Here is an 18,388-nt window from a genome sequence, read left to right on the forward strand (position 1 = left end):
CTGCTTAAACACCCAGCATTAACACACGTTATCTACAGAGTTACACACAACGCAGCCTCGTTTTTATCGATAAAACCGTTAAGATGGCTATATCAATGTTCGCCTTTCGGGAGTCAATCATGCTCACACCATTAAAAAACTATAACGGGATCACCCCCGTATTGGGCAAGGGAGCCTTCGTGGAAGCCTCCGCCGTACTTTATGGCGACATAGTCTTGGGGGAAGACGCCAGCATCTGGCCACTGGTGGCCGCCCGCGGTGACGTCAACCGTATCCGTATCGGTGCCCGCACCAATATTCAGGACGGTGCCGTGCTGCATGTCACTCGCAAGAGTCTGGGCAGGCCCGAGGGATTACCCTTGTTGATCGGAGAGGACGTGACCGTCGGGCACAAGGCGATGCTGCATGCCTGTGTCATAGGTAACCGGGTGCTGGTCGGCATGGGAGCCATAGTGCTGGATGGAGCAGATATAGAAGATGACGTGATTATCGGTGCCGGCAGTCTGGTACCCCCGGGGAAGAAGTTGGAGTCGGGCTATCTGTATGTCGGCTCACCAGCCAAACAGGTGCGTCCGCTGACGCCAGAAGAAAAAGCATTTTTGCCCGAGTCGGCGGCGAACTATGTGCGCCTTAAAGACGAGTACCTGCAACAATAGTGAGGTATGAGGTGGAAGGCGTGAGGAGAGCCAGAAAAAGACATGACCGGCCATTTTTGTGCTGGTGTCTGTCTTGCGCCTCACCCCTCGCGCTTTCCTCTAACTATTTACAAGTACAAGCCGCCGTCGGGCCCGAAGGCTTCTTCTCCCACCAGCTCGGCGACCCGCTCTTCGATATCGAAGCGTACCGACTCGAATGCCAGCATGATAGTGCCTTCATCTATGAGGCTCTGGCCGGTCATGTGCTCGAGGTGGGCCAAAGCCAGAAAACAATCGATTTTGCGTCCCTGCCAGTGAGCGGTGAAGGCAATGCCTTGTCGCTCCGGTTGCCAGTCAAGATCGTCGTCTACAATAATGTCCTGATTCATGTTGCTGCCTCCAGTTTGGCTCGCAATGATGTCAACACCGGCATAATGTCTGGCCGTACACCACGCCAGAGATAAAAGCTTTCCGCTGCCTGCCCCACCAACATGCCCAAGCCATCATGACGATGTTCCAACCCAAGCTCCCTGGCCCAGGCGAGAAAGACGGTTTCTTCACGCCCATACATCATATCGTAGACCCGGGTCCCGGGATGACAAACAGCGGCGTCGAGTGACAACGCCTCTCCCTGCAGACTGGCGGAGGTGCTGTTGATGATGATATCAAAGCCAGTACCGGGGTGTTCCAGCTGCGCGCTGGTGATATTGCCCAGATGTCCAAAACGCTGCACCAGCTCATCGGCTCTCGCGGGAGTGCGATTTGCCACCACCAATTGTGCCGGCTGTTCCGCCAATAATGGCGCCATGGCGCCACGGGCCGCACCACCGGCACCAAGCAGTAATATTCTGGCACCAGCCAGGGGGAATTCCAGTCGCTTGAGATCCAGCACCAGGCCTGCGCCATCCGTATTGTCCCCCAGCCACCAGCCATCCTCCTGCAGATGCAGGGTATTGACGGCACCGGCCAAGCGGGCTCTTTCCGTCAATTCCCCTGCCAGCTCCATGGCCTGGGTCTTGAACGGCACCGTAATGTTGCACCCCCTGCCGCCTTCGCGCGCAAAGTGGCTCAGGGTATCGGCAAAACCATCGAGGGGCGCAAGCAGGCGCCGATAGTCGAGTTGTTCGCCTGTTTGCTCGGCGAAGCTGCAATGAATAAAAGGTGACTGGCTGTGCTTGATGGGATGACCGATGACGGCATATCTGTCCATGATTTCTGCTCTCATAACTGGGCGTAAACGCCGGTACCGAATAAGGTCTGCCTGCACCCGGAACCGACGGCAATAATGATAATATTGCCACCGCCGACGCTTTTTTGGTTGCATTAATTACTAAAACGAATAGATTTTGCGCTAACGAACAAAAATTTTGTGGCTAGCCTTGGATACTGAACTCTTAAAAACCTTTCTGGAAGTTTCCCGCACCCGCCACTTCGGCAAGGCGGCGGAGCACCTTTACCTGACGCCGTCGGCAGTCAGCTTTCGGATTCGCCAGCTCGAAAGCCAGCTGGGGGTCACGCTGTTTACCCGATTGCGCAACAATATTCAGCTGACCTCCTCCGGCGATGCGCTGATCCCTCACGCCGAGTCCATGCTGCTGGCCTGGGCCCGGGCCCAACACGAGGTGGCCCTGAGCGAACGTCAGACCCAGCAACTGGCGGTAGCCGGCACCGCCAACCTGTGGGATGCCTATCTGCAGGATGGATTGCACCGGCTTTACTGCGAATTGCCGGCACTGTCACTGCGTGCCGATATCCGCACTCCGGAGCAGATGACCCGCGCCCTGCTCGGTCGCACCCTGGATCTGGCGTTTCTGACCGATCCGGCTCGTATCGAGGGGGTCCGACATATCGCCATACACACCATGGAATTACAGCTGGTATCCACCTATCCGGGCCTGGATACCACCAAGGCCATGGCTCAGGATTATATTCGCATCGACTGGGGCACGGCCTTTAATACCCAACATGCCAAGCTGTTCAATACCGCGACCCCGCCCCTGCTGCATACCGGTTCGGTGCGGATTGCGCTGGAATATCTGCTGCACCATGGCGGTAGCACCTTTCTACCCAGCTCCATGATCAACAACTACCAACAGCAGGAACAGCTGTTCATCGTGGACGACACCCCCTCAATCAAGCGGGAAGTCTATGCGGCCTATCTTCCGGGTGGGGAACGCCAGGGACTGATCGATCAGGTGATCACCCTGTTTGGTCCCCAGAACGACGGCGATTAAAACCAGCTTCTTGGCACCAGGAAGTCATTGAGCCGGGCTTCAGCCGTTCCCGGCTCCGGTTGCCAGTTATATTCCCAGCGCGCCAGCGGGGGCATCGACATCAGGATAGACTCGGTTCTACCCCCGGTCTGCAAGCCAAACAGCGTGCCTCTGTCATACACCAGGTTGAACTCCACGTAACGGCCACGCCGATAGAGCTGGAACTGCCGCTCGGCTTCGCCGTAAGCCGTGTCTTTGCGCCGCTCGATAATAGGGAGATAGGCGTCGAGATAGCCCCGGCCGACTGCCTGCATGAACTCGAAACACCGCTCGAAGGGCCACTGATTCAGATCATCGAAAAAGAGTCCGCCCACGCCCCGGGTTTCATCTCTGTGCTTGAGATAAAAATAGCGATCGCACCAGGCCTTGTATTCCGGATACACCTGATCGCCGAAAGGCGCGCAGAGATCCTGGGATACCTGGTGCCAGTGCCGGCAGTCCTCTTCCACCGGATAGTAGGGCGTCAGATCGAAACCGCCGCCAAACCACCAGACCGGATCGGCGCCTTCTTTCTCGGCAATAAAGAAACGAACGTTGGCATGACTGGTCGGCACATGAGGATTGTGAGGGTGGATCACCAGCGACACGCCCATGGCCTCGAAGGAACGACCGGCCAGCTCGGGCCGGTGTGCCGTTGCCGAGGCCGGCATGGCGGTGCCATGAACATGGGAGAAGTTGACGCCCCCCTGCTCGATCACGCTGCCGTTGCGCAAGACCCGGCTACGGCCACCGCCGCCTTCTTCACGCGTCCAGCTATCTTCTTCGAAGCGGCCGGTGCCGTCCGCCAGCTCCAGCCGAGTGCAAATATCATCCTGTAACTGCAGCAGAAATGCTTTAACGGCCGTGATATCCGGTTTACCGCTCATGTCTTTTCCTTCTAATTCCAATGTGATGTTCAGGCCGGGCGCACCACGGCGCCGGTAATGCCATCCCGGATCAGTGACGGATTGGCGCGCCCATCCGTCTGCCCGGGCAGAATATAGTCGAGTGTGGCTCCCATTAACTCCGCCAGCTGTTGTTCGCTTCTCGCCGGAGGCTCCCCGGTTTTATTGGCGCTGGTAGAGACCAACGGCTTGCCGAAAGCCAGACACAAATCGTGAACCTGCCGATGCGCCGTTACCCGAACCGCCAGCGAGCTGAACCGTCCCTTGAGCCAGATCGGCACTTCGGGCCGGGCCGGAATAATCCAGGTATAGGGGCCGGGCCAGCTGTTGAGAATAACCTCAAGCCGCCCCGGCGGCAGCGCCGCGAGATCCAGATAGGGCAATAGCTGGCTGAAATCGGCGGCGATCAGCACCAGTCCCTTGTCGACTGGCCGCTGCTTTATTTCAAGCAACCGCCGTACGGCGTCACCGTTATCGGGATCGCAGCCCAGGCCAAATACCGCCTCGGTGGCATAACCGATGATACCGCCCTGGCGCAATTGCTCGAGCGCGACGTTCAATGCTTGCGGGTTCATTAACTGACAACTTCCTTCATAAAACGACTCAACGCCGGTAGCCACAGCCCTTGTTGGGGCAATGCAATCCGCCCTTACGCTCGGTCAAAATGCCAAAACCGCACTCGGGGCAGGACTCGGCCACCGGCCGCTCGTTAATCACATAGCGACAGGCCGGATAATGATTACAGGCATAGAAGCGTTTGCCATAGCGGGAGGTTCTGGCCACCAGCTGACCTTTGCTGCAGGCCGGGCACCTTGGGTCTGTCTGGCCCTGATCGTTGATGTCGGCCACATGGTGGCAAGCGGGATAATGGGTACAACCGATGAAAAGGCCGTAGCGGCCTTTCTTGATGGCAAGAGGATAACTGCATAACGGACACTGGCTGCCTTCCAGCACTTTCTCCACGTCCTGATCGTGCTCGATGACCTTGAGCGGGCGCAGATAATCGCAGGCAGGGTAGGACGTACAACCAACAAAGGCGCCATGTTTACCATGGCGCAATTCCAGAGCACCGCCGCACCGGGGGCAAGGTTCATCGCCCCAATCAGGAGCATGATCCTGGGTATTAAACAGACTGGAATCGATTTTCGACATGCCGCGCCTCCGAATTCATTGACCGAATTCTAACAGCGCGGCCGCCTTCAGTGAACCGCCCCTTCCGGCTGTTCGAAAATCAGCTCTTCCAGCTGCTGATAGGCCGATTCGCTGCCGGGCACATTGAACAGCACCATCATCACCACCCATTTGAGGTCGTCCAGCTCGATTTCCGGTGGATCCAGCTCCATCAGTCGATCGATGACAATCTCGCGGGTTTCGGCATCCAGTACCTTGATCTGCTCGAGGAACAACAGGAAACCACGCCCTTCGGCGTCAATCTTGTACAGCTCTTCCTGTGTGTAGATACGGAATGAATCAGGTGCGGATCTCGCCCATGTCGGTGCCGCTTCCGCTTCCTGCAATTCGGCAAGGCGTTCCAGCCAGGCCAGCGCCTTGAGGATCTCTTCCTTGTGAAAGCCCGCCTGGGTTAATTCATCGGCGAGAGCATCCTGTTCCACCATGGCATCTACATCGGTATGGATGTAAGTTTCGAACAAGTACATAAGTACATCGAACATGATCAGCCCCTCCTCGCTCTGACATAACCCCCGGGTACAGCCTCCACCCAGCCAGCCAATTCCAGCTCGACCAACCGGGTAAGTACCTCCTGCACCGGCTGCTGACAACGGGACGCGATCAAATCCACCGCCGTTGTCTCTATACCTACGTTATCCAACAACTCCGGATAAGGCAATAATTCCTCTGTGGCAGTTGGCCGAACTTTGATCGCCGCCACCGAAAATGCCACCAGCTCTTCGAGAACATCATTCGCGTCGGAAACCAGCTTAGCTCCTTGCTGTATCAGCCGGTTACAGCCACTGGCCTGCGGGTTTTGCCGCGCGCCGGGAATGGCAAAGACCTCTCGCCCCTGCTCCATGGCGTAACGTGCGGTAATCAGGGAACCGCTGCGCTCGGCGGCTTCTACGATTAACACCCCCAGACTCAAACCACTGATAATGCGATTACGGCGAGGAAAATGATGCGCCAGCGGTCCTTCCCAAGGGTAGCATTCGGATAACAAGGCGCCGCCCTGACTGGCCAGTTCTGCGGCCAGACGAAGGTGCCGCTTGGGATAACACCGATCCAGTCCCGACCCCAGCACCGCCAGAGTGGTACCACCGACATCCAGTGTCGCCTGATGGCTGAGGCCATCGATTCCTATCGCCAGCCCCGAGGTAATGACGGCACCGGCAGCCGCCAGCGCCGGAACCAGATTTTTGGTGTTTTCTCTGCCGACATAGGAGGGGTGGCGACTACCGACCACTGCAATTTGTGGCAGTGGCAAGGCCGAGAGTTCCCCTTCCACAAACAGCAGCAACGGGGCTCCAGAGACTGCCCTGAGCTGCTCCGGATAAGCGGGGTCATCCCACGACAAAATATGACGATTCGGCGCTTTCCCCTGCCATTCCAGCAAGGGTTCCAGAATCGACAGGTGCGGTGTCTGCAGCTGTTCCAGTTGCTCTTCGCTCAGGCCGCTGGCGGCGAGTTGCACAGAGTTGTACCACTGCGCGCCGAGTTTGGTATGCAGCCGTATGGCCCGAACCGGCCCTATGCCTCTGGTATGCTGAAGCGCAAGCCAGGGGAGCAGCGGATGCTGCTCAAGACCCGAATCCGGCATCACTCACATTGCTCAGCGAATAATTCGTCTGAACCAGACCTTTGCTGTCCAGCACCAGGGCGGCACTGGTCTGCTCGTCCACCTTGAACACCATGATGCGGGCCACCGCTTCAGCCGGCAGCTGCTCGGGCCGGCTGCTGGTGCGCAGATAGGCTCCTGCGCTGTCCGCATAGCTCAGCCTGCCGGAAGAGCCGGGGTTAACGTCGTATACACCGGGCCCGGGTTTCATCACCGCATAGAGATCACCGCTACGAACACCATCCGCATTACCCTTGTTGATAAATACGACGCCATGTCGTCCGGTGACGCTGCCCTCGGTACCCATGGCCAGAATATAAGCCTGGTCGAGCGCCGGTCCCGGCCGGGGGTAGTAAAATGCCGCAATACCACCATCCATGGTCAGGGGCAGCACCTTGTCTCCCTGGCGCATCTCCTGCTTCATGCTGCTGACCTGTACCTCGGTCATCTGGTAACCCCGCTGCTCCTGTGCCAGCACAGTGCCGACCAGTGCTGCCTTCTGTCCAAGCTCGGCATGGGTAAAGCGGTCGGTCAGTATTTCCTGCGGGCGATAAACTCCATAGATGGTGCCCGAGGTCAGTTGGCCGCGAACATAGACCGATGACCCTTTCACCATGGCTTCCCGGCCTTGCTGATCGCCGAGGATATAAGATGCCTGACCAAATACCGCCGGTGACATGACTCTGTGGCTGTCAACGAAGTTCAGCATCGAACTGAGCGGTATGGTCGCCACGGCAGCTTCGGTCCGTACCCGAGGAGAAAGACGCACCGTTGCCACATTAGTACCATCGTCTTTCACCAACCTGGGCTGACCATCCACCCAGATCAGCCGCAGCACATCGCCCGGGTAGATCAGGTGGGGGTTGGCTATCTGCTGGTTGGCCTGCCACAATTTCGGCCACAGCCAGGGGGATTTAAGGAAGTGGGCAGAAATATCCCACAGGGTGTCTCCCTTGCGCACCGTGTAGCGCTCGGGGTAACTCTCATTCAGCTCAAGGCGGCTGGTATTCGACTCAAGGGTGTTGGCCTGCAGGCCAAAACAACACCCCGCCAGCAACCCGAGTAAAAATCGGCATCTCTGTTTCATCACATCCGTGTCCCTAAAGTTAACTCTTACTGTTTTTTATGCGCTTAAATGGCTAAAATACTATCAGTATCGATACAGAAATAAGCAAGGTAGTCATGGCAAAAGTGTTAGAAGTATTACGTTTTCCCGATGAGCGGCTGCGTACCGTCGCCAAACCCGTCACCGAGTTCACTCCGACTTTACAGCAAATTGTAGATGATATGTTTGAAACCATGTACGCCGAAGAAGGCATTGGCCTGGCGGCGACTCAGGTCGACTTTCATCAGCAGTTGATCGTAATGGATGTGTCTGAAGACCGGCAGCAACAGCTGGTACTGATCAACCCGGAAATTCTCGAGCAAAGCGGCAGCACCGGTATAGAAGAAGGTTGCCTGTCGGTGCCCGGCGCTCGGGCCCTGGTGGAAAGAGCCGAGCGCATCAAGATCCGGGCCCAGGATCGTCATGGCAAGGTATTCGAGCTGGAAGCCGACGATCTGCTGGCCATCTGCATACAACATGAAATGGATCACCTGATCGGCAAGCTGTTTGTCGATTACCTGTCTCCGCTCAAGCGCCAGCGCATACGCCAGAAAATGGAAAAGCTTGCCAAGCAAGAAGCACAATAATTCCAATAATAAAGGACGCCCCTTGAGCAAACTCAATATCATTTTTGCCGGCACCCCGGACTTCGCCGCCCGTCATCTGCGGGCGCTGCTCGGCTCGGAACACAATATCGTCGCCGTTTATACCCAGCCGGACCGGCCTGCCGGTCGTGGCAAGAAGCTGACCCCAAGCCCGGTCAAGGTGGCCGCCGAACTAGCAGGCATTCCGGTATTTCAGCCCCAGAGCCTGCGCAATGAAGAAGCGCAACAGCAGCTTGCCGCCCTCAACGCCGACATCATGGTGGTGGTGGCCTACGGTCTGATCCTGCCTCAGGTGGTACTGGACGCGCCGCGTCTGGGCTGTATCAATGTGCACGGTTCTCTGCTGCCGCGCTGGCGTGGCGCCGCCCCCATTCAACGCGCCATCTGGGCCGGCGACCGGGAAACCGGCGTCACCATCATGCAGATGGACAAGGGTCTGGATACCGGTGCCATGCTGCATCTGGCTCGCCTGCCGATCGAGGCTCAGGATACCTCCGCCAGCCTGTATGACAAGCTGGCCGACATAGGCCCTCAGGCGCTACTGCAGGCCCTGAACCGGATAGCCGATGGCAGCATCAAAGCCGAGCCTCAGGATGACACCCAGGCCAACTACGCGGAAAAGCTTTCGAAGGAAGAAGCGCTTATCGACTGGCAGCAACCGGCTGAACAGCTCGAACGCTGCGTGCGCGCCTTCAACCCCTGGCCATTCAGCTACTTCATGGTCGGCGAGCACAACATCAAGGTCTGGCAGGCCGAAGTACTGGATGAGAGTGCCGACCAGGCGCCCGGCACCATAATCCGTGCCGGCAAGGCTGGTATCGTCGTGGCCACCGGCAAGGGTGTGCTGCGCCTGCTCAGCCTGCAACCGCCGGGCAAGAAAGCCATGAACTGTCAGGATCTGCTCAACGCCCGCAAGGACTGGTTCCAGCCCGGCAATCGCCTGGCGTGAACACACTTAACTCAGTGGTAATCATATGAAAACCCGTGCCGCCGCGGCCAACATCCTTCATCAGGTACTCAACCAGGGGCAGTCGTTATCTACCCTGCTGCCGCGTTATCAGCAGGAAGTGGCCGCCAAAGATCGCGCCCTGCTGCAGGAGCTGTGTTTCGGCACCCTGCGCTGGTATAGCCGACTCGACGCCATCGCCAAGCAACTGCTGGAAAAGCCGCTCAAGGGCAAATATCAGTCGGTGCATTCGCTTCTGCTGGTGGGCATCTATCAGCTACTCTACACACGCATCCCGGCTCACGCCGCCCTGGCGGAAACCGTCAACGCCTGCAAGCTCCTGAAAGCCGAGCCCTTCAAGGGCATGGTCAACGGCGTACTGCGTAACGTTCAGCGCCAACAGGACGAGCTGACCGCCAAAGTCGACGCCCTGCCTCAATTGCGCCTGGCCCACCCCAACTGGCTGGTCAAACGCCTGCAAAAGGCCTATCCCGAGCAGTGGCAGGACATCCTCGAGGCCAATAACCAGCATCCGCCGATGTGGATTCGGGTCAACCAGAGCCATCACTCACGGGAAGACTACCTGGCATTGCTGCAGCAAAGTGGTCAGGAAGCGGAACCCGACAATCTGGCCGAGGGCGCCCTGCGTCTGGCCCGCCCGGCGGATGTGACCACACTGCCCGGTTTCGAGCTGGGTCACAGCTCTGTGCAGGATGCTGCGGCACAGATGGCCGCCCAGCTGCTGGAAGCCGCCCCCGGCGAGACCGTTCTCGATGCCTGTGCCGCCCCCGGTGGCAAAACCGCCCATATCCTCGAACGCCAGCCGGCACTGGCCCAGCTGGTTGCCGTCGACATGGACGGCGAACGGCTGAAACGGGTATACCAGAATCTGGAGCGCATCGGGCTGCAGGCGACGGTTATTCAGGGTGATGCCGCCAAGCCTGCCGACTGGTGGCAGGGCCCGGCCTTCGATCGCATCCTGCTGGACGCGCCCTGTTCGGCCACCGGCGTTATTCGCCGCCATCCGGACATCAAGTGGCTGCGCCGCCCGGACGATATCGCCCAGCTGGCCGCCCTGCAGGCGCAGATCCTGGACGCCCTCTGGCAACAACTGAAGCCCGGCGGTACCCTGCTCTACGCCACCTGCTCCATACTGCCGGATGAGAACAGCGCCCAGATCAAGGCGTTTCTGCAACGCACCCCGGATGCCCGTCACCTACCCCTGCACCCGAGCGATACGGTCGAGCAACCGGGCTGGCAATTACTGCCGGGAGCCGAACAGCGAGATGGCTTCTACTACGCCAAGCTGAGTAAATTACCATGAAAATCATCATTCTCGGCGCCGGTCAGGTAGGGGGTACCCTGGCGGAAAACCTGGTGGGCGAGAATAACGATATAACCATCGTCGATACCGATAGCGAGCGGTTGCGGGAGCTGCAGGACAAATACGATTTGCGGGTGGTCAACGGCCACGGCGCCTATCCCAACGTGCTGCGCGAAGCCGGTGCCCAGGATGCAGACATGCTGGTGGCGGTGACAAGCAGCGACGAAACCAACATGATTGCCTGTCAGGTGGCCTACTCGCTGTTCAACACGCCCAACAAGGTGGCCCGGATCCGCTCGCCGGAGTTTCTGGCCGAGCGCGAACGGCTGTTTCTCAACGAGGCGCTTCCGGTCGACAATCTGATCGCCCCCGAACAGCTGGTAACCGAATACATCTATCGGCTGATCCAGTATCCGGGCGCCCTGCAGGTGGTGGACTTCGCCGAAGGCAAGGTGGGTCTGGTGGCGATCAAGGCCTATTACGGCGGCCCTCTGGTGGGCAACGCCCTGTCTACCCTGCGCGAACACATGCCCAACATAGATACCCGTGTAGCGGCCATCTTCCGTCAGGACAGGCCGATACGCCCCCAGGGCACCACCATTATCGAGGCCGACGACGAGGTGTTTTTCGTCGCCGCCAGCGGCCATATCCGCGCCGTGATGTCGGAACTGCAACGACTGGAAAGTGACTACAAGCGCATCATGATCGTCGGCGGCGGCAACATAGGTGCCGGTCTGGCCCGCCGGCTGGAGAAGCGTTATTCGGTCAAGCTTATCGAGCACAATCCCAGAAGAGCCGAGCAGCTTTCCGAACTGCTGGAGCACACCATCGTCTTCTGCGGTGACGCCGCCGATCAGGAACTGCTGGTAGAAGAGCATATCGATCAGGTGGATGTGTTCATCGCCGTCACCAACAAGGACGAGGCCAACATCATGTCGGCCATGCTCGCCAAAAAACTGGGCGCCAGAAAGGTGATGGTGCTGATCCAGCGCGGTGCCTATGTCGATCTGGTGCAGGGCGGCAGCATCGATGTGGCCATATCCCCCCAGCAGGCCACCATTTCGGCGCTGCTGACCCACGTGCGTCGGGCCGACATCGTCAACGTCTACTCCCTGCGTCGTGGGGCGGCGGAAGCCATCGAAGCCATCGCCCACGGTGACAGATCCACCTCCAAGGTGGTCGGTCGCAAGGTGGGTGAACTCAAGCTGCCTCCCGGCACTACCATCGGCGCCATAGTGCGCGGCGACGAGGTACTGATCGCCCACGACAGGACTGTGATCGAGCAGAACGATCACGTGGTGCTGTTTCTGGTAGACAAGAAATTCATTCCGGAAGTGGAGCGGCTGTTCCAGCCCAGCCCCTTCTTCCTTTAATCTGCTGCCCGGCCGCCGGGCAGGGAATGCAGCGGCGCTTCTTCGGTTGCTCTTTCCCGCAAGTGCTCGGGCAGGGGTTTGGTGACTTCCACCCCCAGCTCGCGAAAGGCCTCGGCCTGGCGGATCAAGTTGCCACGACCACTGGTCAATTTCTTCATCGCCCGCTGATAGCTGTCGTCGGCCCGTTGCAACGACTGGCCCATGGCTTCCATGTCTTCCGTGAACAGACGCAGTTTTTCGTAGATTTTTCCTGCCGATTCGGCAATTTTACGGGCATTCTGATTCTGCCGTTCCACCCGCCACAGATTCTCTATGGTGCGTAGCGCTACCAGCAGATTGGTGGGGCTGACCAGCAGAATATTGTGGTCCAGGGCGTATTTCATTAGTCCCGGTTCCGCCTCTACCGCCACCAGAAAGGCCGGTTCCACCGCCACGAACATCAGCACATAATCGAGGGTTCTCACCCCCTGCAGGTGCTGATAGTCCTTGCGCCCCAGCTCGCGGATATGGCCCCGCACCGAGGTGACGTGATCGCGCAGGGCCTGTTCCCGTTCAGCCGGGTCCTCGCCGTTGAAGTAGCGCTCGTAGGCGGTGAGCGAGACCTTGGCGTCGATGATGATGTCCTTGTCTTGCGGCAGGTGCACCACCACATCCGGCTGATAGCGCTTGCCCTCGGCGTTGTTCAGGCTGAGCTGGGTGCTGTACTCGTGGCCTTCGCGCAACCCCGACTCGGACAAAACCCGCGACAAGACCACCTCGCCCCAGTTGCCCTGCTGCTTGCTGTCGCCTTTCAACGCCTTGGTCAAGGCCGCTGTATCGACGCTCATCTGCTGGTGTAGCTCGGCCAGTCGTTCTATCTCGAATTTCAGGCTGTGGCGCTGGCGGCTTTCGTCCGCATAGGTTTCCTGCATGTTGCGACGAAACCCCTCCAGCTGCTCGCGCAGCGGCGACAGCAGCCCGTCCAGGCTGTTCTGGTTCAGCTCGCGGAAGTTGTGGGTTTTCTGCTCGAAGATACGCTGGGCCAGATTCTCGAACTGCTGCCCCAGCCGGGTTTCGCTCGCCTCCAACTGGGCCTGCTTTTCTGCCGCCCACTGCCGCTCCTGGCGCAGCAGGGTTTCATATTCCTTGAGTCGACCGTTCATTTTCAGCATCAGTTGCTGCTGTTGATCCAGTCGTTTCCGGGTGTCCTGCAGCTCGCCGCTGCGCTCGCTCAGTTGAGCCTGCAGCTGCTGGTTTTGCTGGGCCAGCAATTGCAGCCGGGTCCCCAGGCCGAGCCGTGTCAGCCCCCAGCCTGCCAGGGCGGCAGCCGCCGCCAGCAGATAGGGCCAGGTATTGGTCAGCATCAGGTCCATCAGCGTCTCCGCTGCTCAAGCATGGCCAGCACCCGCCGGTTAAAGCGTAACCAGAGCAAAATATAGAGAAAATACAACAGTATAATCAGCCACTTGTGTTGATTGATACCATTGTCGAACTCGGCCAGCGGCAGCCCTCGCAGTTGGCTGTACATAAATAACAACAGCGGAAACATCAGGAATACCGACCAGCGCCAGCACTGAACGAGAAAAGAAATAAAGAGGCCGTTATCCAAGGTGTGAGTCCCAACATACGATGATCAGGCAACAGCTTAACAGTGACCACGAAGGAATTCAGCCGGAACGGCGCAGATAGCTCTTTAACTGTTCGGACGGGATGGAGCTGCTGCAAGACAGGGTATAGGCGGCCCACTGCCCGGCCTGTATCAGCGTCGCCGACATCGGCAGCCCCGCCACCAGGCCGTGAATGAGGCCACCGGCAAAGGCGTCGCCGGCGCCGGTGGCATCCACTACCGATACCGGCCGGGCCGGCACCCGAATATGCTGCTCGGCAGAAAACGCCTCGGCGCCCTGTTCGCCGTGCGTCACCACCAGCCATTGCAGCCGTTCACCGGCCAGCTCTCGGGCATGACTGAACAAGTCCTGCTGCCGGGCCAGATCGGCGGCGGAGGCGATCATCACCTGGCAGGGCCGGGACCAGCGACCGCCCTTGGGATACTGACTGACCACCAGGCTGTGTTCCGCCATCTGCGCCATGTAAGCGCCGGCCTCACCGCCGTCATGATTGACGTACAGGCAGTCCACCGGTTCCATGGGCAGGCCACCGGGCAGCGCCGGACGCCGGTGCTGGCGTAATATGGTCCGTTCGCCCAGACTGTCGACGAGCACCAGCAGCTCGCCGGTTTCACCATCAAACTGCTCAACATGGGTAATATCCAGCCCCAGCTCGGCGGCTTGCTGCCGCAGCCAGTCACCGGTGTCGTCGTTTCCGACCCGGGCGGCAATGCTCACCTGATGCCCGGCCCACAAGAGCCCCACGCCGGTATTGGCGCCACCACCACCCAACCGCCGTCCCTGATCCCGGTACAACAGCCGGCTACCGGCCGTCAGCGGTTCATTCAACAGCAGCACATGGTCGCAATTCAGATTGGCCAGCAGCAGTATTTTTGCCATTCGCTACCCTTGACGCTATTTCACTGTGATCTGGATAACATCCGACATCACCGGTGGCTGATGCGGAACATGCTGCGCGTCCCCCAGCACCAGTTGCAACCGGTAGTCTCCCGGCGGCAGGCTAAGCCGGGCTTCGGTCTGGCCGCCACCGAAGTGCCGCACCTGATCGCTGGCAGGCAGCGGCTGGGTCAAATCCGGCATCTGTTGGGCATTGATCAGCAGGTGGTGATGACCGGTACCGTCCTTCTCCGTGCCGGCTGGCGCCACGCCCATGCCTTCCAGCCCGAAGCGTACGGTAAAGTCTGCGCTCAGCTGCTCACCATCGGCCGGGCTGATGAAATAGACCCTGGCCCCTTCCGGTGCCGGGGTGGCGGATACCGATAATGCCGCCAGCAAGGTGGCGGCACCGAATAGACTCGTTTTTTTCATCATCATGACTCCCAGTGGATAATATCGCCCAAGCATAGCAGCTGGGCGATGGTGGCTCGCCATTTAGGCCGAGCCACCACGGACTCAATCTGCCCGGCTGGTATAGCGCCGTTCCGTTGTATGAATGCGCACCTTGTCACCGATTTTCAGGTATTCCGGCACCTGAACGGTCAGACCGGTAGCGAAGGGGGGATCGACCACTATGCCTTTTTTAACTTCGTTTGCCCTTGCCATGGCGTACCTCCAGAAAAGTCCGAAGCCGCATAGTAGCCAAGGCGAGGCGCCGGAGCCATCCCCTGGCGCACAGATTCAAGATCCATCTGTACCCGAAACATCCCGGAACAATGTCACTTGCATATTGTCCCACCCCGCCGTCATGTTCTCCGGCAGCCGGTTTTTCCGCAGCCAGACATGAAAGTCATGACCGATATGGGTCAGGATGATTCGCTCGGGATTGAGTGCCTCCTGCAGCTCCAGCACCTGGTTCAGGCTATTATGATTGCGCCCGCCGACACCGGGCGAAAAACTGCAGTCAATCACCAGCACATCCAGCGGCGGCAGACTCTGCAGCAGGGAGAGACTCTGCGCCGGCAGCCCCAGGGTATCGGTCAGGTAGGCCAGTCGTCGGCCCCCGAGCTCGAACAGGTAGCCCAGGGTCGGCCGGGAATGATGCATGTCCAGCGGGGTGATGGTCAGCCGGCCCAGTTGCCACTCCCGGCCATGCGCCATGGTGGGATGAAACTCCAGGCAGCCCGGGTGTCTGAGCAGATCGGCACAACCTTCGGGATCATCCGGGCACCACACCGGTATCGGCGCCGCCCGGCCCCAGCGCAGATGAAACAGGCCCTGCACGTGATCCACATGAAAATGCGTCAGCAAGATGCCGCTAAGGCTGCCGGGTGGAAAGCGCCGGTGCAGATCCATCAGGCCGCCGTCGATCAACAGCCGATGACCATCCCACTCCAACAGGGCCGAACAGGGTTCACGCCCCTGCTCCGGCTCGGTGTGAGCCTGGGCACAATAACGGCAGTCGCAGCCATACAGCGGCATGCCCCCGGCGGCGCCCGTTCCCAGAAGGGTCAGACTCATCATCTTATCCAGCTCCCTGCAAATAGCCCTGAAACTGGCGCAATGTCTCAGCCAGAGGGCCGCCGTTGTCCAGCCGCCACACCGAGTCCGGCAGCCCACGACTCTGGACCCGCGCCCGCTCCAGCCGCCGGACAATGTCATCTTCGCTTTCCCGTCCCCGAGTCCGCAATCGCCGCCCCAGAATATCCGGAGAGACACTGATCATCACCGGCACCAGCTGCTCCCCGAACCGGGCCTGCGCCCGATGCAGACTGGCCCGTGAGCCGTTGACCATGACATCAACGTCGGATGCCAGCCAACGCTCGAGCTCGCATCCCAGGGCGTAGCGATGGCCGTTGGCCTCCCAGTCGAGCGCAAACAGACCGAGCTGCTGTCGCAGTCGAAACTCCTCGTCGGAAAGTTCGACATGGTTTTCGCCCCCCGCCGAGGCAGCGCGGGTGATATAGCGGTGGGCCACCAGCACCTGGCTACCGAGTTGCTTTCGCACCTCCAGCATAAAGCTGTCCTTGCCGGCCCCGGAGGGGCCTATCACATAAAACAGCCGTCCCCTGCCATCCTTCATGACGCCATTCTCCTGCATCAGTACGCCAGCTCACCCCGACACCAGACCCGGGTCGGATAGACCTGGCCGTCATGCTGTCGTGCCAGCACCAGATCGGCCCGCCGACCTTCCGCCAGTACCCCGCGGTCGCTCAGCCCCAGGGCTCGTGCCGGGTTACAGGTCGCCAGCCGCACCGCATCCGCCAGCCCCAGTGCATTGCGATCATCTTCCGCCAGCCGGAACACGGCGTCGAGCAGGCTGCCCGGATAGTAGTCGGACGACAGTACATCCAGTACCCCCAGGGCGGCCAGCTCGTGGGCGGCCACATTGCCGGAATGGGAACCACCGCGCACCACATTGGGCGCACCCATCATCACCATAAGGTCATGCCGATGAGAGGCGGTCGCCGCCTCGACCGTGGTCGGAAATTCGGCAATCACCATGCCCAGCTGACGGGACTCCTGCACATGTTCCAGGGTGGCGTCGTCGTGACTGGCCAGGGAAAGGCCCCGCTCCAGGCACTGGCGGGCAATTTCCGCCCGGTTGGGCGCCGACCAGCGGGCCGACAATGCCAGCTGGCTCTGCTCGAACTCCAGCATCTGCTGATCATTGAGGTGGTACTTGCCCTGATAATATTCCCGGTACTTGACCATGTTGACGAACTGGCGCTGACCGGGGGAATGATCCATCAGCGACACCAGCCGTACCTCCGGCAGCTCCAGATAATGCTCGAACAGCGGCACCGTGGTCTCGTGAGGCAGCTCGCAACGCAGGTGCAGCAGATGCTGGGCCCGGTTCAGGCCGCGACGCTCGCTGTCCACCACCGTATGGATCATGCGGTCGAGGTTGTCCTGGCGGGTACCGCCGTCCCGTTCATCGCCGATGGCCACCGCGTCCAGCACTGTCGTGATGCCGGCGGATACCACCTGGGCATCGTGGGCGCGCATGGCGGCGAAGGGCGGCCAGCTGACCTTGGGCCGCGGGGTAAAATGTTTGTCCAGGTTATCGGTATGCAGCTCCACCAGACCGGGTAGCAACCAGCCACCCTGGCCGTCGACGGCGCCCGGCTGCCGGCTGGGGCCGTCTGCCAACGCGCGGATTTTCCCGTCGCCGATCTCGACCGAGCCCGCGACCACCTCATTTTCCAGTACCAGTTTCACATTGGTAATAATCATGCTGAATGCTCCTCTTGCTTTGTCGCAGGCCGGGGGGCGGCTTCGGGTTGAATGTCATAGAGGTGGTCGGCTACCTGCTCCCGTACATCCTCGTCGTGGAAGATGCCGACAATGGCCGCTCCTCGCGCCTTGGCTTCGCGAATCAACTCAACCACCACGGCCCGGTTGGCCGCATCCAGGGAAGCAGTCGGCTCGTCGAGCAGCAAAATCGGGTAATCGGCGATAAAGCCCCGGGCTATATTCACCCGCTGCTGCTCGCCACCGGAAAAGGTCGCCGGCGCCAGCTGCCACAGATGCTCGGGCACATTGAGCCGGGTCAGCAGCACCTCGGCTCGAGCTCTGGCTTCGGCCCTGTCACCGCCCTGCTCTATCATCGGCTGCATCACCACCTCCAGGGCGCTGATGCGGGGGATCACCCGCAGAAACTGGCTGACCCAGCCGATGGTGTGACGGCGCACATTGACCAGGGTACGCGGCGGCGCCTGAGTCATGTCCAGCCACTGGCCCTGATGCTGCACTTCGATCCGGCCACTGTCGGTGAGATAGTTGCCGTACAGGGCGCGCAGCAGGGTCGACTTGCCGGTACCCGACCGGCCGTGCAGCACCACACACTCTCCCGCCGACACGCTCAGCGAGGCGCCGGACAATACCGGCAAACGGATGCCATTCTGATTGTGCAGGACAAAGGTCTTGCGAATATTCGACACTTTCAATGTGCAGGTCATGGCTGCT

The 18,388-nt window shown here is 59.8% G+C and carries 23 protein-coding genes; 6 read left to right on the forward strand and 17 right to left on the reverse strand.

The window, feature by feature from the left end:
• Window positions 1-119: 119 nt before the first annotated feature.
• Window positions 120-656, forward strand: coding sequence for a gamma carbonic anhydrase family protein (locus UN63_RS05385; protein WP_104485764.1), 537 nt, complete (start codon window positions 120-122; stop codon window positions 654-656).
• Between the two features lie 107 nt (window positions 657-763).
• Here the strand turns inward: UN63_RS05385 and UN63_RS05390 are convergent, their stop codons facing one another.
• Window positions 764-1,024, reverse strand: a complete 261-nt coding sequence (locus UN63_RS05390; RefSeq protein WP_104485765.1) for a DUF1488 family protein — start codon at window positions 1,022-1,024, stop codon at window positions 764-766.
• Window positions 1,021-1,845, reverse strand: a complete 825-nt coding sequence (aroE, locus tag UN63_RS05395; protein ID WP_104485856.1) for a shikimate dehydrogenase — start codon at window positions 1,843-1,845, stop codon at window positions 1,021-1,023. Before aroE ends, UN63_RS05390 begins: the two co-directional genes overlap by 4 nt.
• Window positions 1,846-2,014: 169 nt before the next feature.
• On the opposite strand from aroE, the gene hdfR reads away from it, so the two are divergent.
• Window positions 2,015-2,869, forward strand: coding sequence for an HTH-type transcriptional regulator HdfR (hdfR, locus tag UN63_RS05400; RefSeq protein WP_195826265.1), 855 nt, complete (start codon window positions 2,015-2,017; stop codon window positions 2,867-2,869).
• Here hdfR and hemF read toward each other — a convergent pair.
• The 6 genes from hemF to UN63_RS05430 are packed head-to-tail and all read right to left on the reverse strand — an operon-like array spanning window position 2,866 to window position 7,670.
• Window positions 2,866-3,774: an oxygen-dependent coproporphyrinogen oxidase gene (gene hemF / locus UN63_RS05405; protein ID WP_104485767.1), complete on the reverse strand. Its 909-nt coding sequence runs from the start codon at window positions 3,772-3,774 to the stop codon at window positions 2,866-2,868. The two genes, hdfR and hemF, sit on opposite strands and share 4 nt — an antisense overlap.
• Window positions 3,775-3,803: 29 nt before the next feature.
• Entirely contained in the window at window positions 3,804-4,367 is a 564-nt protein-coding gene (tsaC, locus tag UN63_RS05410; protein ID WP_104485768.1) for an L-threonylcarbamoyladenylate synthase type 1 TsaC, read from the reverse strand.
• A 28-nt stretch (window positions 4,368-4,395) separates the two neighbouring features.
• Complete coding sequence (locus UN63_RS05415; RefSeq protein WP_104485769.1) at window positions 4,396-4,944, reverse strand: DNA topoisomerase family protein; 549 nt, start codon at window positions 4,942-4,944, stop codon at window positions 4,396-4,398.
• Between the two features lie 47 nt (window positions 4,945-4,991).
• The gene (locus UN63_RS05420; RefSeq protein ID WP_104485770.1) at window positions 4,992-5,465 is read right to left on the reverse strand and encodes a DUF494 family protein; all 474 of its coding nucleotides are present in this window, start codon (window positions 5,463-5,465) and stop codon (window positions 4,992-4,994) included.
• Window positions 5,466-5,467: 2 nt separating this feature from the next.
• On the reverse strand, window positions 5,468-6,565 hold the full coding sequence (gene dprA / locus UN63_RS05425; protein WP_104485771.1) for a DNA-processing protein DprA: 1,098 nt from the start codon (window positions 6,563-6,565) through the stop codon (window positions 5,468-5,470).
• Window positions 6,546-7,670 carry a LysM peptidoglycan-binding domain-containing protein gene (locus UN63_RS05430; protein ID WP_104485772.1) on the reverse strand — a complete coding sequence of 375 codons (1,125 nt, stop codon included), beginning with the start codon at window positions 7,668-7,670 and terminating at the stop codon, window positions 6,546-6,548. The genes dprA and UN63_RS05430 overlap by 20 nt, the downstream gene beginning before the upstream one ends.
• A 95-nt stretch (window positions 7,671-7,765) precedes the next feature.
• Between UN63_RS05430 and def the strand changes: the two genes are divergently transcribed.
• Genes def through trkA form a run of 4 tightly spaced genes read left to right on the forward strand, consistent with a single transcriptional unit; the run spans window position 7,766 to window position 11,936 of the window.
• Entirely contained in the window at window positions 7,766-8,275 is a 510-nt protein-coding gene (def, locus tag UN63_RS05435; protein WP_104485773.1) for a peptide deformylase, read from the forward strand.
• Between the two features lie 22 nt (window positions 8,276-8,297).
• Window positions 8,298-9,242 carry a methionyl-tRNA formyltransferase gene (gene fmt, locus UN63_RS05440; protein WP_104485774.1) on the forward strand — a complete coding sequence of 315 codons (945 nt, stop codon included), beginning with the start codon at window positions 8,298-8,300 and terminating at the stop codon, window positions 9,240-9,242.
• 25 nt (window positions 9,243-9,267) lie between these two features.
• Window positions 9,268-10,563 carry a 16S rRNA (cytosine(967)-C(5))-methyltransferase RsmB gene (gene rsmB / locus UN63_RS05445; RefSeq protein ID WP_104485775.1) on the forward strand — a complete coding sequence of 432 codons (1,296 nt, stop codon included), beginning with the start codon at window positions 9,268-9,270 and terminating at the stop codon, window positions 10,561-10,563.
• Window positions 10,560-11,936 carry a Trk system potassium transporter TrkA gene (gene trkA / locus UN63_RS05450; protein ID WP_104485776.1) on the forward strand — a complete coding sequence of 459 codons (1,377 nt, stop codon included), beginning with the start codon at window positions 10,560-10,562 and terminating at the stop codon, window positions 11,934-11,936. The genes rsmB and trkA overlap by 4 nt, the downstream gene beginning before the upstream one ends.
• Here trkA and rmuC read toward each other — a convergent pair.
• From rmuC to phnL, 9 genes are all read right to left on the reverse strand, one after another.
• Complete coding sequence (rmuC, locus tag UN63_RS05455) at window positions 11,933-13,279, reverse strand: DNA recombination protein RmuC (RefSeq protein WP_425320320.1); 1,347 nt, start codon at window positions 13,277-13,279, stop codon at window positions 11,933-11,935. The two genes, trkA and rmuC, sit on opposite strands and share 4 nt — an antisense overlap.
• Before the next feature lie 8 nt (window positions 13,280-13,287).
• On the reverse strand, window positions 13,288-13,524 hold the full coding sequence (locus tag UN63_RS05460) for a hypothetical protein (protein WP_104485778.1): 237 nt from the start codon (window positions 13,522-13,524) through the stop codon (window positions 13,288-13,290).
• A 58-nt stretch (window positions 13,525-13,582) separates the two neighbouring features.
• Window positions 13,583-14,422, reverse strand: coding sequence for a PfkB family carbohydrate kinase (locus tag UN63_RS05465; RefSeq protein ID WP_104485779.1), 840 nt, complete (start codon window positions 14,420-14,422; stop codon window positions 13,583-13,585).
• A 15-nt stretch (window positions 14,423-14,437) separates the two neighbouring features.
• Window positions 14,438-14,854: a DUF4399 domain-containing protein gene (locus tag UN63_RS05470; protein WP_104485780.1), complete on the reverse strand. Its 417-nt coding sequence runs from the start codon at window positions 14,852-14,854 to the stop codon at window positions 14,438-14,440.
• An 81-nt stretch (window positions 14,855-14,935) separates the two neighbouring features.
• Window positions 14,936-15,085 carry a hypothetical protein gene (locus UN63_RS05475; RefSeq protein ID WP_104485781.1) on the reverse strand — a complete coding sequence of 50 codons (150 nt, stop codon included), beginning with the start codon at window positions 15,083-15,085 and terminating at the stop codon, window positions 14,936-14,938.
• 75 nt (window positions 15,086-15,160) lie between these two features.
• A complete protein-coding gene (gene phnP / locus UN63_RS05480) occupies window positions 15,161-15,943 on the reverse strand; it encodes a phosphonate metabolism protein PhnP (RefSeq protein WP_104485782.1) in 783 nt (260 codons plus the stop codon).
• Window position 15,944: 1 nt separating this feature from the next.
• Window positions 15,945-16,502 (reverse strand): ribose 1,5-bisphosphokinase, encoded by a 558-nt coding sequence (gene phnN, locus UN63_RS05485; RefSeq protein WP_104485783.1) that lies wholly within the window; start codon window positions 16,500-16,502, stop codon window positions 15,945-15,947.
• Window positions 16,503-16,519: 17 nt separating this feature from the next.
• Entirely contained in the window at window positions 16,520-17,656 is a 1,137-nt protein-coding gene (gene phnM, locus UN63_RS05490) for an alpha-D-ribose 1-methylphosphonate 5-triphosphate diphosphatase (RefSeq protein ID WP_104485784.1), read from the reverse strand.
• Window positions 17,653-18,381: a phosphonate C-P lyase system protein PhnL gene (phnL, locus tag UN63_RS05495; RefSeq protein WP_104485785.1), complete on the reverse strand. Its 729-nt coding sequence runs from the start codon at window positions 18,379-18,381 to the stop codon at window positions 17,653-17,655. Before phnL ends, phnM begins: the two co-directional genes overlap by 4 nt.
• Window positions 18,382-18,388 lie beyond the last annotated feature (7 nt).

Source organism: Oceanisphaera arctica, assembly GCF_002936955.1.
GTDB classification, from domain to species: Bacteria; Pseudomonadota; Gammaproteobacteria; order Enterobacterales; family Aeromonadaceae; genus Oceanimonas; species Oceanimonas arctica.